This is a genomic window from Bacillus sp. CFBP9009 (assembly GCF_036541465.1).
In the GTDB taxonomy this organism is placed as follows: Bacteria; Bacillota; Bacilli; order Bacillales; family DSM-1321; genus Peribacillus.
This window is the reverse complement of the sequence record NZ_JAZHFU010000026.1, coordinates 1-26,135: the sequence shown is the minus strand read 5'-3', so window position 1 is coordinate 26,135 and position 26,135 is coordinate 1. Positions and strand designations below refer to the sequence as shown.

The 26,135-nt window shown below is 36.7% G+C and carries 24 protein-coding genes and 3 pseudogenes; 18 read left to right on the top strand and 9 right to left on the bottom strand.

Annotation, left to right across the window (positions count from 1 at the left end):
- Positions 1-14: 14 nt before the first annotated feature.
- The 3 genes from V3595_RS26825 (at position 15) to V3595_RS26815 (ending at position 3,339) form a co-directional block, all read left to right on the top strand.
- Entirely contained in the window at positions 15-1,409 is a 1,395-nt protein-coding gene (locus V3595_RS26825) for a sugar porter family MFS transporter (RefSeq protein ID WP_485910864.1), read from the top strand.
- 285 nt (positions 1,410-1,694) lie between these two features.
- Positions 1,695-2,750 (top strand): aldose epimerase family protein, encoded by a 1,056-nt coding sequence (locus V3595_RS26820; protein ID WP_485910862.1) that lies wholly within the window; start codon positions 1,695-1,697, stop codon positions 2,748-2,750.
- Between the two features lie 343 nt (positions 2,751-3,093).
- The gene (locus V3595_RS26815; RefSeq protein ID WP_485910860.1) at positions 3,094-3,339 is read left to right on the top strand and encodes a hypothetical protein; all 246 of its coding nucleotides are present in this window, start codon (positions 3,094-3,096) and stop codon (positions 3,337-3,339) included.
- Between the two features lie 241 nt (positions 3,340-3,580).
- On the opposite strand, the gene V3595_RS26810 is transcribed toward V3595_RS26815, so the two are convergent.
- Positions 3,581-4,219, bottom strand: coding sequence for an HD domain-containing protein (locus V3595_RS26810; RefSeq protein ID WP_485910858.1), 639 nt, complete (start codon positions 4,217-4,219; stop codon positions 3,581-3,583).
- A gap of 116 nt (positions 4,220-4,335) precedes the next feature.
- Complete coding sequence (locus V3595_RS26805) at positions 4,336-5,259, bottom strand: LysR family transcriptional regulator (RefSeq protein WP_485910892.1); 924 nt, start codon at positions 5,257-5,259, stop codon at positions 4,336-4,338.
- A gap of 389 nt (positions 5,260-5,648) precedes the next feature.
- On the opposite strand from V3595_RS26805, the gene V3595_RS26800 reads away from it, so the two are divergent.
- The gene (locus V3595_RS26800; protein WP_485910856.1) at positions 5,649-6,260 is read left to right on the top strand and encodes an FMN-binding negative transcriptional regulator; all 612 of its coding nucleotides are present in this window, start codon (positions 5,649-5,651) and stop codon (positions 6,258-6,260) included.
- A 190-nt stretch (positions 6,261-6,450) separates the two neighbouring features.
- Here the strand turns inward: V3595_RS26800 and V3595_RS26795 are convergent, their stop codons facing one another.
- Positions 6,451-6,672 (bottom strand): SMR family transporter, encoded by a 222-nt coding sequence (locus tag V3595_RS26795; RefSeq protein WP_485910854.1) that lies wholly within the window; start codon positions 6,670-6,672, stop codon positions 6,451-6,453.
- The gene (pdxR, locus tag V3595_RS26790) at positions 6,657-8,042 is read right to left on the bottom strand and encodes a MocR-like pyridoxine biosynthesis transcription factor PdxR (RefSeq protein WP_485910852.1); all 1,386 of its coding nucleotides are present in this window, start codon (positions 8,040-8,042) and stop codon (positions 6,657-6,659) included. Before pdxR ends, V3595_RS26795 begins: the two co-directional genes overlap by 16 nt.
- Before the next feature lie 132 nt (positions 8,043-8,174).
- Between pdxR and V3595_RS26785 the strand changes: the two genes are divergently transcribed.
- The 6 genes and pseudogenes from V3595_RS26785 to V3595_RS26760 all read left to right on the top strand — a co-directional run.
- Positions 8,175-8,798 carry an FMN-binding negative transcriptional regulator gene (locus V3595_RS26785; RefSeq protein WP_485910850.1) on the top strand — a complete coding sequence of 208 codons (624 nt, stop codon included), beginning with the start codon at positions 8,175-8,177 and terminating at the stop codon, positions 8,796-8,798.
- A 197-nt stretch (positions 8,799-8,995) separates the two neighbouring features.
- Positions 8,996-9,634, top strand: a complete 639-nt coding sequence (locus tag V3595_RS26780; protein ID WP_485910848.1) for a LysE family translocator — start codon at positions 8,996-8,998, stop codon at positions 9,632-9,634.
- Positions 9,635-9,721: 87 nt separating this feature from the next.
- Positions 9,722-10,197: pseudogene (locus V3595_RS26775) on the top strand (B3/B4 domain-containing protein); the annotation flags it as partial.
- 728 nt (positions 10,198-10,925) lie between these two features.
- On the top strand, positions 10,926-11,294 hold the full coding sequence (locus V3595_RS26770) for a MerR family transcriptional regulator (protein ID WP_485910847.1): 369 nt from the start codon (positions 10,926-10,928) through the stop codon (positions 11,292-11,294).
- A gap of 227 nt (positions 11,295-11,521) precedes the next feature.
- Positions 11,522-12,646: pseudogene (locus V3595_RS26765) on the top strand (NADH-dependent flavin oxidoreductase).
- Positions 12,647-12,742: 96 nt separating this feature from the next.
- A pseudogene (locus V3595_RS26760) lies at positions 12,743-12,904 on the top strand (flotillin family protein); the annotation flags it as partial.
- Positions 12,905-13,890: 986 nt separating this feature from the next.
- On the opposite strand, the gene V3595_RS26755 reads toward V3595_RS26760, so the two are convergent.
- Positions 13,891-15,510, bottom strand: coding sequence for an ABC-F family ATP-binding cassette domain-containing protein (locus tag V3595_RS26755; RefSeq protein ID WP_241591034.1), 1,620 nt, complete (start codon positions 15,508-15,510; stop codon positions 13,891-13,893).
- 343 nt (positions 15,511-15,853) lie between these two features.
- Here V3595_RS26755 and V3595_RS26750 point away from each other — a divergent pair, with 343 nt between their 5' ends.
- Positions 15,854-16,255, top strand: a complete 402-nt coding sequence (locus tag V3595_RS26750) for an RDD family protein (protein ID WP_230175793.1) — start codon at positions 15,854-15,856, stop codon at positions 16,253-16,255.
- 184 nt (positions 16,256-16,439) lie between these two features.
- On the opposite strand, the gene V3595_RS26745 is transcribed toward V3595_RS26750, so the two are convergent.
- Positions 16,440-16,679, bottom strand: coding sequence for a hypothetical protein (locus V3595_RS26745; protein WP_137020786.1), 240 nt, complete (start codon positions 16,677-16,679; stop codon positions 16,440-16,442).
- Positions 16,680-16,994: 315 nt separating this feature from the next.
- On the opposite strand from V3595_RS26745, the gene V3595_RS26740 reads away from it, so the two are divergent.
- Positions 16,995-19,253: a HelD family protein gene (locus V3595_RS26740; protein ID WP_485910844.1), complete on the top strand. Its 2,259-nt coding sequence runs from the start codon at positions 16,995-16,997 to the stop codon at positions 19,251-19,253.
- 40 nt (positions 19,254-19,293) lie between these two features.
- Here the strand turns inward: V3595_RS26740 and V3595_RS26735 are convergent, their stop codons facing one another.
- Positions 19,294-19,815: a GNAT family N-acetyltransferase gene (locus tag V3595_RS26735; protein ID WP_485910842.1), complete on the bottom strand. Its 522-nt coding sequence runs from the start codon at positions 19,813-19,815 to the stop codon at positions 19,294-19,296.
- Between the two features lie 141 nt (positions 19,816-19,956).
- Here V3595_RS26735 and V3595_RS26730 point away from each other — a divergent pair, with 141 nt between their 5' ends.
- Both V3595_RS26730 and V3595_RS26725 read left to right on the top strand, forming a co-directional pair.
- Positions 19,957-20,148, top strand: a complete 192-nt coding sequence (locus V3595_RS26730) for a hypothetical protein (protein WP_034307314.1) — start codon at positions 19,957-19,959, stop codon at positions 20,146-20,148.
- 77 nt (positions 20,149-20,225) lie between these two features.
- Positions 20,226-20,642, top strand: a complete 417-nt coding sequence (locus tag V3595_RS26725) for a hypothetical protein (RefSeq protein WP_485910840.1) — start codon at positions 20,226-20,228, stop codon at positions 20,640-20,642.
- A 92-nt stretch (positions 20,643-20,734) separates the two neighbouring features.
- Here the strand turns inward: V3595_RS26725 and V3595_RS26720 are convergent, their stop codons facing one another.
- On the bottom strand, positions 20,735-21,925 hold the full coding sequence (locus tag V3595_RS26720; protein WP_485910838.1) for an alanyl-tRNA editing protein: 1,191 nt from the start codon (positions 21,923-21,925) through the stop codon (positions 20,735-20,737).
- 167 nt (positions 21,926-22,092) lie between these two features.
- On the opposite strand from V3595_RS26720, the gene V3595_RS26715 reads away from it, so the two are divergent.
- From V3595_RS26715 to V3595_RS26705, 3 genes are all read left to right on the top strand, one after another.
- Positions 22,093-22,290, top strand: coding sequence for a hypothetical protein (locus tag V3595_RS26715; RefSeq protein ID WP_485910836.1), 198 nt, complete (start codon positions 22,093-22,095; stop codon positions 22,288-22,290).
- Between the two features lie 121 nt (positions 22,291-22,411).
- Positions 22,412-23,284 carry a CvfB family protein gene (locus V3595_RS26710; protein WP_485910834.1) on the top strand — a complete coding sequence of 291 codons (873 nt, stop codon included), beginning with the start codon at positions 22,412-22,414 and terminating at the stop codon, positions 23,282-23,284.
- A gap of 828 nt (positions 23,285-24,112) precedes the next feature.
- Positions 24,113-24,262, top strand: a complete 150-nt coding sequence (locus tag V3595_RS26705; RefSeq protein ID WP_094246623.1) for a hypothetical protein — start codon at positions 24,113-24,115, stop codon at positions 24,260-24,262.
- A 33-nt stretch (positions 24,263-24,295) separates the two neighbouring features.
- Here the strand turns inward: V3595_RS26705 and V3595_RS26700 are convergent, their stop codons facing one another.
- A complete protein-coding gene (locus V3595_RS26700; protein ID WP_485910832.1) occupies positions 24,296-24,559 on the bottom strand; it encodes a hypothetical protein in 264 nt (87 codons plus the stop codon).
- A gap of 859 nt (positions 24,560-25,418) precedes the next feature.
- Here V3595_RS26700 and V3595_RS26695 point away from each other — a divergent pair.
- Entirely contained in the window at positions 25,419-25,928 is a 510-nt protein-coding gene (locus tag V3595_RS26695; RefSeq protein ID WP_088090639.1) for a DinB family protein, read from the top strand.
- Positions 25,929-26,135: the final 207 nt, after the last annotated feature.

Genomic DNA, 26,135 nt, shown 5'->3' with positions numbered 1-26,135 from the left:
AGGAGGGAATTTTAATGGTTAATGAAAAGAAAATCTCAAGTGGATTCATTTATTTTTTTGGGGCTTTTGGAGGTATTCTCTTCGGTTATGATATCGGCGTTATGACGGGTGCTTTGCCTTTTCTGCAACATGATTGGAACCTTCAAAACAACCCTGGTGCTATTGGCTGGATTACCTCTTCGTTGATGTTTGGAGCTATTTTTGGAGGTGCCCTGGCCGGACAACTTTCCGATCGTTTAGGACGGCGCAAAATGATTTTAATATCTTCTATCATTTTTGCTGTTGGATCCATTTTGGCAGGAATATCCCCTCATAATGGGATCCTTTTTATGATTGTTGCCCGGATTTTATTAGGGTTGGCTGTTGGTGCTGCTTCTGCGTTGGTCCCAGCCTATATGTCGGAAATGGCGCCTGCACGTTTACGTGGACGTCTGTCAGGAATTAATCAAACAATGATTGTCTCTGGAATGTTGCTTTCGTACATTGTCGCTTATTTATTGAAAGACTTACCAGGAACTATGGCATGGCGGTTGATGCTTAGTTTGGCTGCCGTACCTGCTTTGATCTTATTTATTGGAGTGTCAAGGTTACCCGAATCACCACGTTTTTTAATTAAGAACAATAAAATTGATGAAGCTCGTAAGGTGTTGGGCTTTATTCGCTCTAACAAAGAACAAATTGATTCTGAAATAACACAAATTCAAGAAACTGTTAAAGAGGAAGCAAAGGTAAATCAAAAAGCATCATGGGGTACACTTTTAAGTAATAAATACCGTTATTTAGTAATTGCTGGTGTGGGTGTTGCTGCGTTTCAACAATTCCAGGGCGCAAACGCAATTTTTTATTATATTCCTATGATTGTGGAAAAAGCAACAGGGCATGAAGCCAGCTCAGTATTGATGTGGCCAATTATTCAAGGGGTTATTCTCGTACTAGGTTCATTAATATTCCTTATGATTGCTGATAAATTTAATCGCCGTACTTTATTAACAATAGGCGGAACTATTATGGGACTATCCTTTATTTTGCCGGCAATATTGAATTTATTAATTCCTAATGCAAATCCGATGATGATGGTTGTTTTTTTAAGTATCTATGTAGCACTTTATTCATTCACGTGGGCTCCTTTAACCTGGGTCATAGTTGGAGAAATTTTCCCGCTGGTAATTCGCGGGCGTGCGTCAGGATTAGCTTCATCATTTAACTGGATTGGTTCTTTCTTGGTTGGATTGCTATTTCCAATCATGACCGCTTCGATGTCTCAAGAAGCTGTTTTTGCAATCTTTGGTGCTATTTGTTTACTTGGTGTTTTATTTATCCGGACATGCGTTCCTGAAACTCGAGGTCATACTTTGGAGGAAATTGAAAAAATTGGAGAAAGTAAACAAGCTAAGGGTAAAAGTGCTTAAATTATACCTATGAGATTTGGAGCAGAATTCAAAGAAGCTATACGCAAATAGGAGAGTTAAGCATGCATTTTAAATCAGGGGGTCATAAGGGAAAATACTTCTGTAATTATGATCTACACACACATCATGAACATGTTGATTTACTCATATGATTCCCTTTCTTAAGGCCGAAGTTGCTACTTCGGCTTTTCAACTATTAAAATGTTTGCTGAACTTTTTGTGCAATTCATGGTGTTTTAGCTTTTATTTATATGAAGGAATTTAATAGGGAAGGAGCCGAAAAAAATGAAAACATCACAAAGCTCGTTTGGAAATGAAGTCTTGCTGTTTACAATAGAAAATGATCATGGAGTAAGAATGGAAGTTACAAACTTTGGTGCAAGAATCGTCAATCTGTTCGTCCTAACGGAAACGGGTCGTAATAATATCGTATTGGGATTTGACTCGATTGAGGATTACAAAAAAGAAACATATTATGGAGCAACAATAGGAAGAGTCGCTGGAAGAATAAAAAATGGCGAATTTTCAATTGGTGAATCACGTTACCAAACATCTGTAAATCAATTAGGGAATACATTACACGGTAGCAACCCTGGATTCGATGAAAAAATCTGGGATTATGAAGTGAAGGAGACGGACGAAAGTGCATCGATCATCTTTTCAACCCACTCACCTGATGGCGAGAATGGTTTTCCGGGGAATTTGAAAGTAAGTGTGACTTATACATTAGACAACTTAAATATTTGGTCAGTCAGCTATCAAGCAAATAGTAATAAAGACACAATTTTTAATCCGACCAATCACGTCTATTTTAACTTAACAGGGCATCCCAGCAATCCAATCGATGATCACTTCTTACAAATCTTTTCTGAAGAATTTGCACCAGTAAATGAAGATACCACGGTAACTGGGGAAAAGCGAAGCACAATTGGCACGCCTTATGATTTTCGAACCCCGAAAAAATTAAAATCAACCTTTGAAGCCATTGACGCAGAAGTTAAAAAGGTTCAAGGAATCGATCATCCATTCTTCCTTACGTGCTTAGGACTTCATCAAACTGCAGCCAAATTAATTAGTCCTGACCAGAAAATAACAGTCGAGGTATACACAGAAGAGCCTGCGGTTGTCATTTACACTGCAAACTTTGTGAAAGGTGTGCCACTTATGCACGGAGAAAAATTAATTCAACACGGCGGAATAACGTTTGAAACCCAAGCTGCTCCAGGAGCGATTGAGTTTGAAGATTTTGGAGATATTCTTCTTTTAGCAGGCGAAAATTATACTTCCCAAACAAAATACAAAATTGAGGTCAGGACCCCATCAGCTGAAGTTTCCAGTTAGTGTGTTAAAGTGTTGAATAGGTGGATTTGGTTTCGATAATTTCACATCGAGTCGGCTGCTAGTTAGGATCAACATCCGGTGCCTGTAAGAGCGATCGAGCATAGCTCTACATATAGCGGGTGGGATTCCCGCCGAATAAAGTTAGCCACTCACTCGAACAGAGTTTTGGAGGATAGAGGTAAACAGTTAGATAGTGGGCCGTAAACTACGGTTAAAGGTAAGCCCCTATTTTAAACAGCGCATATTAAATACGTAGCACCTCCTGGTACGATACTTGTATCAATCTAAGGAGGTGCTTTTCCTATGCCGCAACAAAAATTAACGATTGTCCCTGTTACATTACATGCCGAAAATAAAAAATCTTTACGATCTACTCTTCAGAAGACCCTTTAACTGGCATTTGCAAAATCAAAACGGCGCGCGCTATTCAAAACATTATGAGGGAGTTGAAACATCTGTGAAATACGGTTATAAATGTTCAACAAAAAAGTGTGGAATGCGTTTTAAAAATGATAAGGCCTTATTTACTAAAAATTCTATTGGGCTGGAGTCCTTGCCCAATAGAAAACAAAAATATGAAGGAATTTAATAACCCGTTCCGGGCAGCTTCAAATAAAAGATGAGGGGCATGCATTGATTGTGTGAGTCCTTAACGTTCAATACCAAGTTTCATCTGAAATAGGCAGCCAGGATTTGGACTCATCAAAATAATCAATCTTTTTTTAAAGTCCACACCATCTTTAATTAAGTTAGTAGCTTCCTTAGTTGACATCTCCTTTTGGTACAAACTTCCTACCACGATTCGCTGTTACGTTGTGCATTTTTGTACCCTATTCTTTCCATGGTGAATGCAAAATACAATCACAGAAATTTTTATTTTTATATTCCGGTCTAAAATATTCAATAATATCTTCCTTCATATTGCCAAAAGTAGTTTCTGGCTTATGCTTAAAGCCCTCATAAAACGCTGGAATAATGACCTTCTTGAAATTGTTACGTGGGAAGGCTTTTATAATTTCTTCACGCAAGTCGTCAGGGAATTGTTCAAATCCATCTCCCATCACATCTAAACCAACACCTGAAAAAAGTAGTGCCACTTCGGACTCTTTATGTTCTGCAACGCCAGGTGTCGTATGTAACGCAATAGCATCCCATACAAGACGAATCGACTCATCTGGAATTTGATACTGCTGTAAAAAGCTTCTCGCTGCATTTGCACCGTCTACTTCAAATCGTAAATCTGGACTGCTGAATTTTTTTGTTAAGCCTAAATCATGGAATAATGCACTAACATATAGCAACTCTAAATCATAATTATGATTCGTTTTTTTACCGTTGACTGCACCAAATAAAAATACACGATTTGAATGATTCCACAACAAGTCGTCCCCATGCTCGCGTAAAAGATCTGCTGCTTCTTTAGCCAATCGGGAATCTGGAATTTTAATACCTGCTACTTCTTGAAACATAATTGAAAATCCCCTTTACAATTTGATAGTTCTCATTCTCATGAACTTGTATTTATTGTAAAGAGGAATTTATCATTTATCTATTCATTCTTTTCTATGATAATAATAGATAAAAACTATAATATAGAACTTTTCAAAGAAGCTATCTCATCTTTTTCTGTATGAAAACGCAGCCTTTCGATTTCACATAGTAATAACTTAATATACTTACGTGCTGCATAATTGATAAAACGATTCTTTTTCATCACGAGATAAACAGATCTAGTCAAAGTTGGTTTTTCAATACGTTGGAAAAATAAATCCTCTGTATCATAAAATTCATATAATGTACGCGAAACAAAACTGCGTCCAACCCCATTTCGAACAAGCTTCAAGATAGATTCAATGCTAGACGTTTCGACAATAGGTTCTATCTGCCTGCCAACCTCAAGACTCGTTTTATCAAGTATTTTTCTGCATTGATGGATATTTGGAAATAAAATAAGAGAACTGTCTAAAACATCGGAAAATGAAACCTTCTGCTCTCCATTACTTTGATTACTAATCAGGTAAAATTCTTCATCATATAACTTCGTCACCATCAACATATCATTCCGATTGAATTCAAAACCAATACCAAAATCAGCTTGATTCTCTAAAACAGCCTTTTCCACTTCATCCGTACTTTGAACAAACACTTTTATGTTCGGATACAATTGGTTAAATTTAATACACAAAGTAGATACCAAATCCGTTATTTCTCCTGGTAACACAGCAATTTTCAATTCCCCGATTTCTACTTTTGTAAGTGCTTTAATTTGAGAAGAAATACTTTGTAAGGAATTTTGAATAATCAATGCTTCTTTTTGTACAATTTCTCCCACCTTAGTAAGTTCAATCTTTTTACCAATACGGTTAAAAAGTGCATAGCCTACATCTTGTTCAAGCATTTTAATTTGATGGCTTAAAGTTGGTTGCGAAATTCCTAATTTTTCAGCTGCTTTTGTAAAATGCAGTTCTTTACTGACCATTAAAAAATATTCTAAATGTCTTAATTCGATACTATTTCAATCCTTTCTAATGAAAATAATTATTGGTTATCTGTATGCTTCCAATATAATATTCTAGTTATTAAGTTACTTTATTTTAAGGGATTATTACATAATTTGGCCTGATTGCTGAATAAAATTAAAAAACACCTTAGCTATCTGTTATTTTGGTTCATAAATAACTCACTATGATGTTGGATAACCTGTCGGGCCCGGTATCTTATACAGGCTATATCCGCGGAGAAGGTCCAAAAGGGTCCTCAGCTTTGACATGTACAATTATTAATAATTGTACCTTTTAAGATGTCAGTTTACATAATAAAATATCTCATATAATACTAAGATTTTTAAAAATTGGAGATAGCCGAAAAACAAAGGCTTTATCAAGGAGGAGGTAAATCATGTATATACCTAAACATTTTCACCTCAAGGATGAAGAAATAATTTATGATTTTATCGAAAAGTACAGCTTTGCCACTTTATTTTCTCAACACAATGGAGAACCGTACGCTACCCATCTTCCACTTATATTAAATAAAGGTGAAAGTGCTTTATATGGTCATTTTGCCCTTCCAAACGAACAATGGAAGGATATAGAATACCAACAAGTTCTTGCAGTTTTCCAAGGTCCTCACTGTTATATATCTCCGTCTTGGTATGAAACAACGATGGCAGTTCCTACTTGGAATTATGTCTCTATCCATTTATATGGAAAGATGGAGATTATCGAAGATCAAAAAGTCATATTCGATTCTCTAAATGATATGGTGAACAAATATGAAAGTCCAGATAGCACATACAATTTAAACGATATAGATTCCAGATTTATCGAAGGAATGAGTAAAGGGATTGTAGCATTTAAAATAAAAATCACAAAAATTGAAGCGAAAGCTAAATTAAGTCAAAATCACCCTGTGGAACGTCAAGAATTAATTATTAAGCATCTAGAAAACACTTCTCAACAAGATAATATACAAGTAGCATCTCTTATGAAGAAAAATCTACAAAAATAAAAGTTATCCGACTTTGTCTTGTTCAACTACTGTAGTAGATTTGTTAAATAATTAAGCCTAATTTCATATGGAAATTAGGCTTAAAATTATCCTTCAATTTATTTATTAAGAAACAAGTTTTAGACCTACAACTGCACTTAATGTCGTCCCAATAAATAACTCTTCCAATCTTTGGATTATCCGTATAAGATCATTCCAAATATTGCTCCACATGACGCAACAATTCCCGGCCATATTCCATAAGCTGTCCCATAGGAAGTGTTTCCATTGCATAGGATAAAAATGTAAAGCTCGCTCCAAATCCAATAACTAATAAGGCTAGAGATTTCCAATTAAGGTCCCTATGAATATTATTTATCATTGCAACACCAAACATTTCAAATAAGAATTGTGGAGTTATTCTTTTAACCATGCCTTCTTTAAGAGTTTCACACCGACATCAATTTCATCGGCAGAAAGATTACTGAAACCTAGTTTAACCATTGGTCCGTCGTTGTTATTTTTAATGAAGTAGAGGGACGTAGGATACACTGTAACGCCATGAAAGGAAGCTTGTTGAATTAACCATTCTTCTGAATGCTTCAGATGTACTTTGACTAATACATACAAACCGGATTGTTCACCAACAATTGATATATTTTGAGCGAATTGCTCTTTTAATGCGGATACTAAGTGCTGCATTTTTCTTTTATAAACAAGGCGCATTCGTTTAATATGTCGACTCCATTCTCCCTCTTCCATAAGTTTAGCCATTGTAAGCTGGCTAAGCAGGGAGGTGGTAGCTTCAAAATGAAGAAACTGATTTTTAAAACGATTTAATAATGGCTGTGGCAAGACCATATAACTTAAACGAATTCCTGGAAGAAAGGACTTAGAGAAATTCCCTAAGTAAATGACTCTTGCTGAATCAATGGAGGCAAGAGCAGGAAATGGTTTTTGTGTATAGCGAAATTCACTATCATAATCGTCTTCAATAATATATCCACGAATCTTGTTAACCCAATGAATAAGCATTTGCCGTTGTTGAATAGACATGCTTACTCCAATTGGACTTTGATGGGAAGGGGTTACATAGATTAATCGTGATTTCATTTGTTCTAATTGGGAAAGTTCAGCACCTGTTTCATAAACCGGCAAAGTTTCAAGCATAAATCGATGGAATTGAAAAGCTTCCCTAGCACCGTCGTAACCAGGGTCTTCAACTATAATACTCTGGAATTCATCCTTCAGTATATGTCCAAGGTATACAAGCATTTGTTGGGTACTGCTTCCGATAATAATTGCATTTGCATTTGTTTTCACTCCGCGTGATTGGAATAAATATGTGGAGATTTGTTCGCGCAGGCATTCTTCCCCAAATGGTTCCCCGTATCGAAAGCTATCCTGTAATGTTAATACTTGATTAGCAATTCTCCTCCAAATTTTCAGTGGGAAATGTGTTTGATCAACGGCATCTGCCCTGAAATTAACTACCGGAGGTTTCTTGGACTCAGTCTGCTTTTTATTATAAGAGATTAATGGCTCCTGAAATATTAGCGGTTCTAACTCATTTGCAAAATAACCTTTTCTGCCCTCTCCACGAATATACCCTTCAGCAACAAGTTGTTCATATGCCAGTAAAGTTGTATTACGGCTTACATGTAAGGAATCTGCAAGTTGACGAATGGAGGGTAATTGCTCATTCGCCAAAATGTCTCCTTGTTCAATATATGATTTAAATTTCTCGTAGATTTGTTTGTATTTTGGGGAGTTATCATTAAAAGTAAAAATGGTATTATTCATTTGCATTCCCTCTGACATGTATATTTGTTTATTATTGTACCTTTTTTCATGTCAATTTGTATAATATTATTTTTTTATCGGAATTTACTTTTAATGCTTATATTTTAAAAAACTCAAATTCAAGTTGAAAGGATGATTATTGTGTACATTCCTAAGCAATATCGTATGAAAAATGAAGAGGCAGTTCAAATTATGAAGTCTAACCCGTTTGCCTTATTGATTACTGTTGATGAACATCGTCCCATGGCTACGCATATTCCTTTGGAAATTCGGGAAGATGGTGGGAAAATCTATGCGACTGGGCACATTGCATACGGAAACATGCAGAAAAAAACTTTAGACAATAATAGTGATGTGTTACTGATTTTTCAAGGACAGCACGCTTACATTTCATCAAGTTGGTATCAGTGCGAAGAGGTTCCTACATGGGACTATCTAGCTGTACATGCGTATGGATCAGCACGTGTAATCACTGAAGACGAGCTGATATCCTCATTGGATACTATGCTTAATCACTATGAGTCTCACCGAGAAAATGGTCGGACCTGGGAAACGTTTGATCCAGAGTTGCTTAAGAGTGAAATGAAAGGAATAGTCGGCTTTGAAATTGAAATCACATCTATTCAAGCAGCAGCCAAAATGAGTCAAAATCGTAATGACACCGATTACAAAGCGATTATTACAGAGCTTGAAAAATCAAATGAACAAGGGGAAATTCAGGTTGCGCAATGGATGCGTGAGCAACGGAAAGGTTAATTGAATGATTGGCATATTACTAGGTTTTGCTGGTGGCACCCCTAAAAGCAAAAATGGTGTTTATCATTTTTTAAGGAAAGCAAAGGTAAGTCAAAACCATTCCTTACAGACAAGAGCTCATTATAAAACAGTTGCTTTCACCATCAAGGAGGAGCCCAATAAATCATATGCAAAAATACAACAAGGAGTTGCTTTTTATGGAGTTTTCAAATATTTGGCTATTTGTAATTACTGCTGCTACATTGTTAATAATACCTGGACCGGCTGTGTTGTATATTATGGCAAGAAGTATAGATCAAGGGAAGAAAGCGGGCATAGTATCAGTTCTTGGTGTATCTCTTGGTGGTTCTGTTCACGTTTTAGCTGGAGCAATAGGAGTTTCTGCAATCCTTATGACATCAGCAACAGCCTTTAATATCGTTAAATACTTCGGTGCTGCTTATCTTATCTATCTGGGGTGTAGGACTTTATTTTCTACATCTGATCGAACGACTTCAGAAATTCCAAAAGCCCCTCGCAAAAAGTTATTAAAGATATTTTACGAATCAGCGCTCGTAGAAGTAATGAATCCTAAGACAGCACTCTTTTTTTTAGCCTTCTTTCCGCAATTCATATCACCTTCTGCTGGATCAGTCACAATACAATTTTTGCTTTTAGGAATTATATTTATTATCCTAGCTTTTATTAGTGATGGTCTGTATGCAGTTCTTGCAGCAAGTATTAGAAAGCGGATTCTGGGTAGTGAAGTGAATTCTAAGTTGCAGAATCGGATAACTGGTTATTTATATATTGTTCTAGGGGTATTCTCCGCCTTTGCGAGCCCCTCCAAAACATAAGAATGGTTGATGAAATTTACCGAGTTGTTACACAACAAATAGCGATTCTACTAAGACAATAAGTAAAATGAAATGGAGAGATTTTTTATGCCTGGATTTATCATTGAAGATGATTTTTGGTCGTTATTCCCTCATGCAAAAATAGGCACCGTTATTTGCCAGGGGATTGACAATTCAATAAAGGACGTTGAATTCTACGAGAAGCTGCTGCAGGAGGCAGAGAAAGAAGCACATAAATTTCTTGGTTTGGAGGAATTCAGTAGTAATCCAGTCATCTTTGTTTGGCGAGAAGCTTTTCAGAAATTCAAGACAAAGAAAGGGGCTAGGTGTTCCATTGAAGCTTTATTAAAAAGAGTGAAAAATGGCAATCATATCGGAACAATAAACCCTCTTGTTGACATCTATAATTCAATTTCATTGCGTTATGGGCTTCCATGTATTGGAGAAGATATTGACACTTTTGTAGGTGATATTCGGCTAACGCAGGCAAATGGAAACGAACTGTTTATCTCGTTGGAAAATTACGGAAATGCTTTTCGCCATATGAAGGTGAAATTGTTTACACGGTCATTTAATTAACACTCATTTAAAAGTGAAGGACGGATTAGCCGGCAAAGCAACTAACGTGAGGACTTAGATCCTGTGGGGCAGGATGACCGACATCCACCTCATGTAAAGGTTGGAGGAATGTAGGAGCATCGACTCTGTGAGACATGGGAGGGTTGATCTCCATGAGACATGTGGATATCCTAAAGTGCGATCATAACATTACTTAAACCAATTTTTTCCTATAATTGGCTAGTTTAGCATACACTTTTTTCGATAAATCCCTATTCTTGAGGAGTAATGCCGAACTTACATTAGATAACGGTTAATGATATGACTATGAAATCCTAAGAATTCTAGAGCAATCGTGAGATTGTGTTTAGTTTATTGAGGGAGTTTATTGCATAAGGAACCAGATAGCTATAAAAAAGCAAACTCGCCAAAACTGAGCGAGTTTGCTTTTTTATTTGAAAAACGAAGTCAAAACATCTGTCATATGGGTTCGTAATTTCGAAAAATCACTTCAAAAATGAACCCTTTATAAATAAGTGACTTTTTTTATTCTACTCATTAAGTCTCCTTTTTAAAACTTTTCTAACGAAATAAAACTAAAAGATCTTTAATCATCATATGTAGAAGAATTACAATTTCTTGACTTAGAGTAAACTCTAAGTATTATCCTTTCTTTATAACACAAGTTAAAAAAAGAAGAAATAGACACATCAGTTTTAATGGAGGGGTTATATTGACATATACTATTGGAGAATTTTCTAAAATAGTTGGGCTAAGCGAACATACATTGAGGTTTTATGAAAAAGAAGGGTTAATAAAAGTAAATAGAGACGATAACAATGTCAGAATTTACTCGGATGAAAATAAATTATGGATTGAATCATTGCTCCACCTAAAAAATACAGGGATGTCACTAAAAGACATGAAACGATTTGCCATGTGGGGGCATATGGGGGATAAAACAATGGAAGAAAGATTAGCTCTGCTTAAAAAGCATCGCAAAAAAGTAGTGGAAGAATTGGAGAAAATCCGTCAAAGTTTAGAGCATTTGGATAATAAAATACATTTTTATGAAAATGAAGTAGGAGACTGTTTCTCTTAGAAATTAAGCAGCTGGTTGGTTTTTCATTTACATCTTTTGGATAACCCTCGTACAGACAGCTTTCTACATCGTGTTTTTATTGAAAATAAAAAACACTTGCGTTAGAGTGCTCTCTAGGGATTATCCTATTCTTGCACCATTTAATAAGTGAAGGGTTAATCAACCCTATACAAAATACGACAAACTAACAATGTTTGATTAATACTATTGGAGAAAGAGGTTAAAGAATGAACGAAAAATATAGCAACTTTTTTAAATCTTTTACATTTAAAAACGGGATTACCCTTAATAATAGAGTGGTTATGGCAACCAATGACAACTTGGTCCAGTAATGATGATTACACGGTTTCAGATGAGGAATTAACCTATTACAAAAAAAGAGTAAACGGAGTAGGACTTGTGATTACAGGTTGTACACATGTGACTCCAAACGGAATCGGTTTTACAAATGAATTTGCAGCTTATGACGATAAATTTACGCCGGGCTTACGTAAATTAGCTGAAGTGGCGGAGCTGCTGCTATCCTTCAAATTTTCCATGCAGGTAACAAAGCACTACCGGATTTGACACCAAATGGAGAGGTTGTTAGTTCCAGCGCTTTAGAGACTGAAGCTACTGGATTTGCACCTTCAGTACTACCTAAAGAGCTTTCCCATGTCGAAATAATGGAAGTGATTCATGCATTTGGAGAAACAACTAGAAGAGCAATTGAAGCAGGTTTTGACGGTGTTGAACTTCATGGTGCACATGGGTTTTTAATGCAAAACTTCTTCTCACCTTTCTTCAACAGACGAGAAGATCAATGGGGAGGATCATTAGAAAATCGCATGCGTTTCCCACTGGCAATCGTTCAAGAAGTGAAAAAGGTGATTGAAAAGCATGCAACAAAACCTTTTATTTTAGGATACAGGATATCTCCTGACGAACACCAAGAAGGCGGTTTGAGAATGAAGGATACCTATGTATTGATTGAACGCCTGATTGAAGAGGATGTTGATTATGTACATGCTTCATTGGCTGATACTCTTTCTTCAAAGCCAGTCGACAGTCAAGATGAAAAGACATATCTTGAGTTGGTTGTTGACCATGTAAACGGACGAGTTCCTGTACTGGCTGCTGGTTCTATGGTAACTCCGGATGATGTTGCTAAAGCATTAGATAAGGGAATTACCCTAGCTGCAATTGGCCACGCGTTAATCATGAATCCAGACTGGCTTGAAAAGGTTCAAAATGGACAAGAGTCTGAGATCCAAACAGTGATAAAGGCTTCAAAGGTTAATGAGCTTGACCTTCCAGAAAAACTTTGGGGCATCATTCAAGCTTCAGGCCCATGGTTTAAGATTGAGGAATAATCTAGAACCAATGGTTGATTAACTAAGGGCAAGGGAGGTTTGCAAGGGAGATGCCTTCAGTTGCAGCATCTCTCGTCAAAAAAGGAGCCTTTGCCCAACTTAATGGCAACATTGCAGGAGTCATTAAAGGCATCTTCGGGAATTGATGTCAAAGACTTGCTTGAGAATTTCTCAGGAAAGCGAGGTTTACCATTTTCCACCATCAACCAGGAGAATGTCGAAACGAACATGAATATGGCAGCAGGCAAGGAAGAGTAAAATAAAATGAAGAAAGGTAAGAGCACTAATATGGTCTTACCTCAGTTTGTAGATAAAGGGGATTCGGAATTAAAAAATCTCTGAATCTTTCTCCAAACCATAAATGAATGAGAAGTCAATGGCAGCCTCAATTTTTAAAGTGATCATTTCAAGTTAGTCGCGCTGAATAGAATCATGTTTAGAAAACAATAAAGACTTTAGGTAAAAGGTTTCTATCTAAAAGTTAAACCAAAGTTGATTGGAGTGGAAGGCGCGAGACTCCTGCGGGAAAAGCGCGTCCAGGGGAGACCCCGCAGGCGCATAAGCGCCGAGGAGGCTCCCGGACCGCCCGCGCAAAGCGAGTGCCTGAAGCGGAAATCAACGTCTAATTTGTACATGCATAAAAAACTGTAGGCAAACTTTGATTTTCATCGAGTTTGCCTACAGTCTGAGGTAAGAGCTACTTATATGCTCTTACCTTTTTTTGAATAGTTTTTGTTTATAAAAGGCATGATCAGTTTATCTGGCCTTTTATACTTAACAAATATGTTCGTCATACTCGGTTTTCAAGTAATTCATCATCCTTTGTTTTTGGTGGGAATAATGAAAGCAATTAAAGTAAAAGGAAAAGTCGTCAAAAAAGAGAGGGTTTTTATCATCCAAGCTATAAGAATTTAAAAAATCCGAGATTACTTTTTCTTGTTCCACTACATCGAACAATCCGGATATATAAAAATGATAACTGAATTTATCATATAAAAAAAGGTATCCTGTATCATCAAAAATATTTTTCACAGTATGACCATCCAATTCTACCTCACTCCTTCCTTACCAATATACCTTTTTATCGATGAAATTATTCAGTGCTCATCTTTAAGGGAATATTATTATATTTATTGCAGCGTGTTTTTTATACCTTCAATGCATTAAAGGTATGAAATAAATGCAGGCAGAAAGAATCGGGAACGAAAAAAGCACATCCAATAAGGATGTGCTTTCAAAAAGTATTATTTGTACATTTCAGCCACTTGTTTTTGCAATTCGCCATTTTCAAGGTACTCATCATAACTCATTTGCTTATCGACTGTACCTTTTGGAGTAAGTTCAATGATTCGGTTCGCTATAGTTTGGATGAACTGATGATCATGTGAAGAGAAGATCATAGATCCTTTAAAGCTGATCAAACCGTTGTTTAATGCCGTAATCGACTCTAAGTCCAGATGGTTAGTAGGTTCATCAAGCATCAGGACGTTCGAACCGCTTAACATCATTTTGGAAAGCATACAGCGGACTTTTTCGCCCCCTGAAAGTACACTTGCCTTTTTCGTGACTTCATCGCCAGAGAATAACATTCTGCCCAAGAAACCGCGCAGGAAGCTTTCGCTCTGGTCATTTGGTGAATATTGACGGAGCCAATCGACAAGATTTAAATCGACACCTTCAAAGAATTCAGCATTATCCTTAGGGAAGTATGCCTGAGAGGTCGTAACGCCCCATTTGAATGAGCCGCTATCAGGTTCAATTTCACCTGCCAAGATTTTGAACATTGTTGTTTTAGCAATCTCATCTTTACCGACAAATGCAATTTTGTCGCCTTTATTCATCGTGAAGCTGACGTTATCCAATATTTTTACGCCATCGATCGTTTTCGAGATTCCATCTACACGAAGCAGGTCGTTCCCGATTTCACGTTCAGGAGTAAAGCCGACATATGGATAGCGGCGTGAAGAAGGCTCGATGTCATCCAAGCTGATTTTGTCCAATAATTTCTTACGGGATGTCGCCTGGCTCGATTTGGATGCATTGGCACTGAAACGCGCGATGAAATTTTGAAGCTCTTTAATTTTTTCTTCTTTTTTCTTATTGGCATCTTGAGTCAGTTTAAGGGCAAGCTGGCTTGATTCATACCAGAAGTCATAGTTACCGATATAAACTTTAATTTTACCGAAATCAAGATCCGCGATATGTGTACAAACTTTGTTAAGGAAGTAACGGTCATGGGAAACTACGATAACAGTGTTTTCAAAGTTGATTAGGAATTCTTCCAGCCATTTGATCGCTTTTAAGTCCAAGTGGTTGGTAGGCTCATCCAGTAAAAGAACATCCGGTTTACCGAATAATGCCTGGGCAAGCAATACTTTAACTTTGTCGCCGCCGTTTAATTCAGCCATTTTCTTTGTATGCAGGTCTTCCGCGATGCCAAGGCCTTTTAAGAGGATTGAAGCTTCAGGTTCAGCTTCCCACCCGTTTAATTCGGCAAATTCTCCTTCAAGTTCGGCCGCTTTCATTCCGTCTTCGTCGGTGAAGTTTTCCTTCATATAGATGGCATCTTTTTCTTGCATGACTTCATATAATCTTTCATGTCCCATAATGACAACTTTAAGGACTTCTTCCTCTTCATAAGCGAAGTGATCTTGCTTTAGAACGGCAAGGCGTTCGCCAGGACCCATATGGACATCGCCGGATTGCGCTTCAATTTCACCTGAAAGGATTTTTAAGAAAGTGGATTTACCCGCACCATTCGCACCAATCAGGCCATAGCAGTTACCAGGAGTGAATTTTATATTAACATCTTCAAACAGTTTACGATCGCCATAACGTAAACCAACATTATTTACTGTAATCATTTATTTACATTCCTCCAAAATACTTTTGTTTCAACGTGTCCAACACTTTGTTTCATTAGTTTTACGCTGATTCATACAAACAGCAGTTTACAATCTTGTATGTTTTAAACTGTGCATCATTTAAATTGTATCTTATTTTTTAGGAAAATTAAAGGCAGATTAGCAAAAACAAACGTTTATAAGCAAAAATTACACAGAGATTTAATTTTGCTTATAAATTGTCACCAATTATGTAAGTTTTATTTTTTTGTTAAAGAATTCGGTGGGTACAAAGACTCGTTACGCACCATCCTTATTATTGGTAATATAGGTAACTGTAACTAACACAACAGGAGGATTTTAAATGAGCGATTCAGTAGGTTTTTGGAAACGTCTTTTTGCAGGATTTTTGGATGGCATAATAGTGTCTTTTCCATTAGCGATTATTTTCGGGTTGATTACCGGTGATTGGGAAAATGAAAACTTTTCAACGTTTTTCAACTTTCTTTACATGCTGATTGTCCCGATATTATGGTATGGCTATACAGTGGGTAAAAGGATTATGGGAATACGCATAGTACGGGTGGACGGAAGGAAATTAGGCATAGGCACAATGCTATTGAGGTATTTAGTTGCTGCTTTGGTTTATGCCATTACATTTGGGATAGGGTTTATTGTCAGTGCGTTCATGGTTGGCATAAGAAAAGATCATAGAGCGATACATGATTTCATAGCAGGTACGTACGTGACATCTAATAAACCATGATTAATTGTTAAGCAGTTTAATAGCTGCTTTTTTTTTATGAAAATCTACAATACCGAATCAGATATGATTTTTCGGCGGGGAAATTTCAAATTAAGGTATAAATATTACATTGGAAACCACGTTAGAATATCTATTCCATTAATACAGTGGCAGTTAGGAACCAAAAAGCACTTAACCTCTATGGTCAAGTGCTTTTGTTATTCAAAACCTCTTTATTTTGATTAATGATGATTTTATTTCTTAAGATCATTTCCTTATTATTAAGTCCAACATTGAGTTCTTTGGTATTATTCACTTTTTCCAGCAGTGATACTACAGATATTTCCAATAATTCAGAAACAGGCATATTTGTTTTGGATGATAAAATTTCAAGTTCATGGATTAATTTAGGGGATAGCATTGGTTGTCTTTCATTTATTTCCATGACAGGACCCACTTTCATTATGTAATTGTAATTTAAGTATATAATGTAAGTTTCCAATAAAACATTAAATTAGCGTTATTTATGTTAAGAATTGATGACAATAGCAGTTCATAAGTCAACATATTATAGCTAAAATCAATCTGGAATATATAGTGTATTCTTCGAATTATATGAAATATAAGGGAAGGTAAATTTCAACTATATAATTCTATGTCTCCAGATTTGTCAACCATTGGCTTTTCTGATAGTATAAATGTCCATTTCGTATTAGCATCGGCATTTTAATAAGTTTGATAAATACACAAGGAAGGGGAAGTGATTTTATTGGGTAATCACCCTGATTTTGAACAGGAACGACAGCGGCTGGATTTTACGAAACGTTATATCGATGTAGTCATCAAAACATCAGAAACAAGCAAAGATCAATTTCAGAGAAATATGCAAGAAGCTTTTGGCGATGCTGATTGGTCTGAATCAGCCTTATATTCACAGCTGCTGACGACGGCCAACTTTTTTGAGATGTCCAAAACCGAACTTGAAAGTTTACGCAAAGCAAGTAAAAAACCCTACTTTGCAAGAGTGGATTTTGAAAGGAATGACGGTGATAGAGGCGAAGTCCTTTATTTCGGAAAAACATCGCTTTATCAGAGGGAAAGCCAGGAACAGATTATCGTCGATTGGCGTTCACCGATTGCAAACCTGTATTATGAGGGACGGATTGGTGAAATAGAATATGAAGCGGAAGGAGAGACATTCAGCGGGAACATCACTTTAAAAAGACAGCTAATGATAGAAGAAGGTGTCCTGGAGGAGATAAGGGACATTGATTTGACTACAACGGATGAATTGTTGCAGGAATCCCTTTCCAAAAGTTCCAGCAATCGATTGACAGATATCATTACCACGATCCAGGAAGAACAAAATAAAATCATTCGGGCAGATTTGAATAAACCTATCATTGTTCAGGGCGCAGCCGGCAGTGGTAAAACCACAATTGCTTTACATAGGATCTCTTATTTCATTTATCACTATAAAGACTTGTTCGATCCGCGTCAATTAATGATTCTTGCTCCGAGCCGGGTTTTCATTGATTACATATCTGAAGCTTTACCTGAATTGGGTGTCGAAAAGGTAAAACAATTCACATTTTCGGAATATGTTCAGGCAGCGATAGGAAAGCAAGTGAAGCTTATCGCGGATGATAAATTAACTCGATTGCTGGAAAAGGATGATGAAGAAATTAATTCAGCCGTCTGGATATCAGGTCTGAAGGGTTCCCCTGCCTTTAAATATATATTGGACGAATATGTAAAGGATATTTTCAGGGGTTTTCATCCAGATGCTGATTTTTATTGTGATAAATATCGCCTCTATTCCGCTAAGAAGTTCATTAGATTATTGGAAGAGGATTATTGGTATTTACCGTTATACAGCAGGCTGGACAAACTGAAGGCCATACTACAAAATGAAGTGAAATTGAAAAAGAAAACAATGCTTGAACGTGTTGTTGATTTTTATGATGCCAAAATTGAGAAAGCTCTTTATAAGAATATCGATCCAGTCATTCGCAAGGACTTTGTTACAAAATGCCTCGAAAAGAAAGAGGAAAGGATGGGGCAGGTCCAAAAGGCGATCCGTACTTCGGTAAAAGGGTATTTTAAGCAATTTAAAAGTAAAGATCTCCTGGATTACTATCAGGAATTATACCAAGATCCTGAGCGTCTCGCCTCGTACAGCAACGGTAAACTTACTGTTGAAGAGGCCAGTGTTTTATGTGAGTATAATCATAAATTATTCTCTGCTAAAAGTTATGAGATGGAGGATTTGGGAGCAATATTATATCTTCATGAGCGGCTTTTTGGTGTCGATAAAGAAAACAAAGCAAAAAATGTCGTCATTGATGAGGCACAGGATTATAGCTTCATGCAGTTACAGGCACTAAAGACGGCAATGGATACCGATATGTTCACACTTGTAGGAGATCTTGCACAAGGTATCCATTCATATCGCGGACTTCAAACGTGGGATGAGGTTCACAGTCGTATTTTCCCTCGGGCAACTTATACTGAATTACAAAAAAGCTACAGAACAACTGTTGAAATAATGAAAAGAGCTAATGAAATCCTTCAGTTGTTAACATACGATTTCCCGGAAGTTGAACCTGTAGTTCGTCATGGCAAGGATCCAGAATTCATTTCCATTGAAAAGGAAGGTTGGGAAGAAGAGCTGATCGATCTTATCGCAAGCCTTAAAGGAGAAGGTTTTAAAACGTTTGCCGTTATTGCCAAAACGATGAAAGATTGCAAACTGGCAAACGAGAAACTTAGTGGATTCCATCAAGGCTTTCATTTAATAGATGAAGCGGGAAACATCCCAAAAGATAAAACGTTGATTGTTCCATCCTATCAAGCCAAAGGTCTCGAATTCGATGTCGTATTTGCAATATCCCTCGAAGAAATGTATTGCCATGGAAATGAACTTGATATCAAATTGCTGTACGTAACAATGACAAGGCCATTGCACCGGCTTTATTTTTTAGGTAATGAGAAAAAGGCCTTCCTTATCGAGACATGAGAGGGGGAGGGTGGAGAGTAACCACCCTCCTCGGGAATGCTCACAAATGCAAAAGGATATCCTGAATATCTTCCCACCCGAAACCGACTTCGATAAGCTCGATGCCTGCCATTTTAACGGTTTTTTCAGCTCTCACTTGACCCCCAAGTGCTCTGTAAAAACCGCATGAAGGATTATCCTTTAATGCCCATATTATTAAATTCTGATGTTCCATTATCATAAGCTCATGTATGACCGCTTTTATCATTTTTCGGCCGAGTCCCTGTCGTTGATATTCTTGTAAAAAATAAATGGCATATACTTCACCTTGAATATGCGGATCATTCGTTTGTTCAGGGCCGCCGGCAGCGAAACCGATGATTTCCCCATTGTCGCTTTCCGCTACAAAGGTGGCATTATGCAGCATTTTTAAATTTCTTAGCCAGTTTTTCTTTTTGGCTTCCAGATTCATGGAAGACAGATATTGATCCGGGAGGATTCCTTTATAAGTCGTTTTCCAGCTGTTTATATGTACATTTGCTATTCCACGTACATCTTGTTCCATGGCTTTCCTTATCTTCATAAAAACACCTTCTGAATATCGTATTTTCCCCTAGAATATCATGGAAAAGGCGAATAAGCATTTTATTTATGTTTATAAATGCATGAGAAAGGATATGAAATAAAAGAGTGATTCAACCAGACGAAGGGAAGGATGAGAAAGATGAAATTGAAAGTTGGTTTTTATTTTCCGGGCGGCAAAGAACTAGAGCATGAGGTAGAAGGCGATGACTCAACTCAAATGATTTCAAACATTCAAAAGCACCGTTATTATAATCTAGTTAAAGGCGATTGTCATTATGTAGTAGATACGGAAAAAGCAGCTTATTTTTCTGTAACGGAAATATTGGATTGAGATAAACCGCATTGGACTTTTGTTCCATTGCGGTTTATTCTTTTTGTTGTAAGGAAACAGGAAAAGGAGTATCGACAATGAAAATCAATTTTACCAAGAAACAGTATGAAACATTATTCAAAATGGTTCAGTACGGATATTGGGTTGCTTCCGATACTGAAGATAATAAAGAAGAATTTAGTGAGATGGAACAGTATATTAATTCCTTTGCCAAAGATTTCGGCGTGGAAGGAGTACAGTTTGTGAAGGAATATGAAATTTATGATTTGACTCGGGAATTGGAGGATCAACTTCAAACAGTCATAAATGAGTATGAAGAAGGAGTGTTCAGGGATAAGCTTGCCTATCATTTGGCTAGAAAAGAGTTTGCCGAGGAGTCGGAAAACCATGAATATAATCATGAGGAAGCGTTTATCCGGATCATGGAGCTCGAGGAAAAATACCATCTACATATTGAAGAACGAGGGTTAGGGAATTTGAAAATGGAAGAATAAAAAGAGAGAGGACTTAATTTGTCCTCTCTTTTCTCATTCCGAGAAGTCATGATTTCCATGTTCACCACGTATGCCATCATTACGGATCGGTTTTATACACCAGGATTATGGCCTAAATTTTCAACTGTGTATTGGAAAAATGCGATTAAGTCATTTTGTGACGAAAAACCTGCTTGTGCAGTCTGTTCGTTCCCTCCGCCTTTTCCGTTATACGAGCCCAGTTCCGCTTTAAAATATTGTCCGCAATGAAAGGGGGTATCTCCACTGTGTGAAAGGATGACCTTTTGCTCCTTACGTGATGCTAATAATACGGTAACCTTTTCCTTTTTTACAATCGTACCTGTAAGGTAAAGCAGTTCTTTCATTGAGCTATCTTCGAAAATACGAGAGATGAATCCCCCTCCATTTTCTGCAAGCAGGGAGTCGGCAAGAAAATTTGCATTTTCAAGTTTTAAGTTTTCGTTTGCCGATAGCAGCTGCTTATAGTCATTTTCCAATTTTTCCACCCTATTCAGTATTTCTGTACGTCCGGTATTGAACTTATTCGATAATGCTGAAAGAATTCCTAGGCTTTCGGAATAATCGTTCAATGCCCTGAAGCCGCACTTAAAATAGAGGCGGGTATGTTCTTTCTGCTTCTCAGCTTTGAAAATTTTTATTAAGCCAATCTCACCAGTACGCCCTACATGGGTTCCGCCGCAAGGGTTATATTCAATCCCTTCTATCTCAACTATACGGATATTCTCTGAAACTTTAGGCATTTTGACGACAGGAAGTGTCTGTAATTGCTCGTTTGTCACGTAATAGATAAGTATTTCGCGATTCTCGATAATATATTGATTAACTAGCTTTTCAGCAGCAGCCGTATGTACTTCAGTCCATTGAAATCCTGTCATTATATCGATCGTTAAATATTCCTTCCCAAGGTGAAAGCTGACCGTATTAGAGTCGAACAGTTCCCGGCAGACAGCAGAGAGTAAATGCTGGCCGCTATGCTGTTGCATATGATCGAAGCGGCGAGACCAATCAATTTCACAGTGAACGATCTCTGAATCTGGCCGTCTCTCCATCTTATGAAGAATCTTTCCATCATTGTCTTTTATAACGTCAAGAACAGTGATTCCTTCTATTTTACCAGTATCTGCAGGCTGACCGCCCCCTTCGGGATAAAAAGCGGTTTCTTCAAGTGTGATATAGTAAAAGCCATTTTCTTCAATGGTCTCCCGAATTTTGGTATCCCATTGGGAAGTCTTGGTGGACGTGTAATACAATTTTTTTGTCATGAATGATTTCTTTTTCCTTTCAGTTGATCATTAAATTATATCACCGAAATACCAGAGTTTGAAATCGCGGGTTTAGAAGATTAGTCAGGTAAATAAGTAAACTTTATGACAAATCCTAAATAAATTGTGCAAGATGGCAATAATCTATTTATAGACTAACCCTTAGCTTGAATGAGATTCCCGTTTTTGTATCGACCGTACTTGACGAAAGGGAGAAGGGAATTTCCTTGGGAGCAAAGGATTATTTAGTTAAACCGTATAAACCGAGCCAATTATCCAAAGTGATCATGCATACTTTATTAAGTAACGGTAAACAAGGGCATATTCTGGTTCCGCAGGCATTCAATGAAGAAAACAAGGGTTAAAAAATAAAAAACCGTAATAGGTATACAGATCAACAAAAAAATGATAAATTCAAATATGTTGGAAATATAAATAATTGGGTACAATTGTAGGTAAAGGTAAGTTACAGGAGGATTTTTATACATGCAAAAAATTCAGGCCGGCATGGCTGTAGAGTTAGAAGTGGAACGTAAGGCTGATTTCGGATGGTTTTTAACGGATGGTTCAGAAGATGTCTTACTTCATCATAATGAAATGAATGAAGGAACGGAACTTGAGATTGGCGATGAAGTAACTGTGTTCATCTACCATGACAAACAAGCAAGGCTAACAGCGACAATGAAGATACCCGAAATCCAGATTGATCAGTATGGCTGGGCGGAAGTTGTCAATGTGAAAAGGAAACTGGGTGTTTTTGTTGACATTGGACTTTCCAAAGATATTCTTGTATCCCTGGACGACCTTCCGAATATAGATCGATTATGGCCCGAGGTTGGTGATCGTCTATATGTTTCCCTTAAGACAGATCGTCATGACCGTCTGTTTGGTAAACTTGCAACGGAAGATGTAATTCAGGAGATTGCAGTGACAGCTCCTTTAAAAGGAGTCCGTAACACCAGTGTTAAGGGAAATGTCTATCGTTTGCTTATGGTTGGGTCTTTCTTTATTTCAGAAGAAGGATACCGCTGTTTCATTCATGAAAGTGAACGCAAGGAGGAGCCCCGCCTTGGTGAATTAGTTGAAGGGCGCGTCATTGATAGTAAAGAAGATGGAACGCTTAACGTTTCTTTAATCCCCTTTAAACAAGATTTAATGGGGGAGGATGCTGATGTCATTTTCACTTATTTAATGAATCGCGGCGGTGCAATGCCTTATGGTGACAAAACGCCACCTGATGATATCAAGTTTCACTTCGGTTTAAGCAAGGGAGCGTTCAAGCGTGCTCTCGGTAAACTGATGAAGGAAGAAAAGATTTACCAGGAAGATGGATGGACATATTCTTCAGACCGTAAATGAAAAAGGCAGCGGTTAAAACTTAAAAATATATAGAGCCCGTTAGCGCTTGATAATAAAAGCCTGTATCGATAATTACCAAGTAATTATCGATACAGGTGTTGATTTAAAATAAAGTCTGATAATTTGTAAAAAAGTTAGATAATTTACAATAAAGTTTGATTAAAATTCCTGTATTTGATATGCAGGAATTTTTTGTTCCGCAATCGGGCCATTTAATGGAATAAGACTCCCAAACAAAAAATGGATATTTATGTTAATGTCGTTATAAGATTGTGAAGAAATGTACTTAAACTATAGGGGCAGGTTAGTTGAATAAGGTAATATTTGGATTAAGATAGATATAAGTAGAAAAGTTAATAACAAGGGGTGATTTTTTGGAGAAAAATATTGGGGATGTAGATTTTTTTAAACAAGTAGTAAAAAGACTTTGCAAAAAAAACAATATTCCCTCAGAAACCTAAATTTGAAATCATCGAGAACGTAATGGTTATTAGCATTAAGAACCATTTAAAAGATGGAGTAGACTTAGATTGTTTTAATATTTTAAACCTTATTTACCGAACAATTGGACCTTTAGAAGAGAGCTGAACAAACAAGAAATAGAATTATTGAGGCTTATGCAGAGTGTCAAGGCATTTTATTTTGATTATAGCAATGAAATGAATACCATTTGGCGATGAATTATTTTACTAAGTTTTTAATGTTTTTACTGATATATGCAAAGTTAGCAGTACACTAATAAAGTAATAAGGTTTATTTCAGTAAAATAAGGTATATTATATTTGTTGAATAGATTCTCTTTAAAGACAAGAAAAGTAGGTGAACAAAGTGGGAAAATATCAATTGGATACCAAAGGTAAGGTAGCTGTGACAAAGTTTCATGAAAAACAGACGCCTGCCAAATTTGATAAAAAGCAGCATCTTGAAAAAATACGTGCGGAGTATTTGAAAAAGAAGCAAAAACAAACAGATAAATAATATGAATGAAAACATAGGAAGACTAAAATCTCCCTATGTTTTTCTTATTCGAAGTTCTTTTTTCAATTGATGATAGAGTTTATTATTCCCATAAATTTCAGATTCGGTGACAAAAAACTCGCCATCAGATATCCATTCCTCACTAAAAATTTCAGTAGCAGAATCAATAGACCAGCCGTTATTTTGGATACACCAGTAATCTCCAGCAGAAATTTTTAAAACATTTGGATACTCACTTGGCTTAGGTAGCTGAATAAAAAGATAAGTCTCGATCTTTTCAGCAAGATACTTTCTCAACACCCCACACTCAAAGAAAGTCAGGGAATACCAATGCGCTGAATTTACTTCTAATAACTTAAAGGTAAACCAATGAGTAAACCTATAAAAAACCTACTATATCAACGTTTATAGGTTAAAAGGTTTACAGGTTTACGCAATTATGGAATTATTTATATAAAAAAATAGATAGATGATGAGTTAGAGTTAGCCTTAGACAAAATTAGCTTATCAATCATCATTAGAAAGTTTGAAAATCGCTTAGAATGGTTTTCTGAACACACAAAGCTGATTAATAAGCATAGATGTAATGTAGCAAGCTACCAGCATTTAGCTTAATAGCTTTTATTGCTAGTAGTTTTCTTACCACAGCTAAACATTTCTGATATGCTCCAATAAAAAATAAAGCAACGCATTCCAATATAGAAACGGCTGCTTTAATTCATACTTTCAATTTTACGCTTGACGAGTTTTTTATAAAAATGGTTACGGTTTTGGTTACGTTTTTCCCAATTTTCTGTATATGGTGCAAACAAACACAAGAAAATAGGTAAGTTATTCATCGTTCAAATATATACAGGCTATTTTTTCAAACCTCTTACTTATGCAACTAACGCATGCTTTACTTCTTTATGGGGCTGGAAACAGCTCCATTTTCTAATGGAACTAAAGGGGCAGGTTAGTGGAATAAAAAGTGAATTAATCCATTATTATGTGTATTATGTTAACTGCATAAATCAGTTGTACAGAGATAATAAAGTTGTTTAATTTGCAATTATTTTGCGGTAATGAAATTAAATATCAAATAAAGGAAATATCTTCTTGACAGTCGAATATTAGTCTAGAACCATAATTAACTATTCCGATGAGGAGGATTCTTGTGCGTCCACGACCATTATCTATTGAAAATCCAGAGTATGATAGGTATGTTAGTCTTGTGCCAGATGGAGATATTGAAGAAATACTTAGTAAGCAACGAACTAAGACCATTACCCTCTTGAGCAGCATATCAGAGGAGTCAGCAAGGAAGGCGTACGCACCAGGGAAATGGACTTTAAAAGAAGTGATTGGGCATATGGCCGACGTGGAACGTGTGATGTCGTATCGAATGCTTGCCATTGCACGAAATGAAAGTGCGCCACTCCCAGCAATGGATCAGGATCAATACGTTTCTGCGGCAAACTTCAACAAATTATCCTGGGAGCAGCTACTAGCTGGTTTAGACACGGTACGCTCCAACACGTTAAGTCTTATTTCAACCATTGATGATGCAGCATGGGATCGTAATGGAACTGTAATGAACAGCCCAGTTTCGATAGGTACCTTTGCATATGGCATTGTCGGGCACGAGTTACACCATATGAAAGTGATTAGTGATAAATACTTATAAGTCTTTTTCTATTAATGAAAAAACCTAATTTCTCATTTAATGCTGAGAAATTAGGACAATTATAGGCCCCCATCCTTAATGAACTAACGGGTGCGTTCGTATTATAAGGTTAGCCAGTTTTGAACTGCACCCCAATTGTTAGACACAACTAACAATTGGAGGTGCAGTTTTTTTATGGCGAGATTTTCTTCAGAAGAAAAAATACAG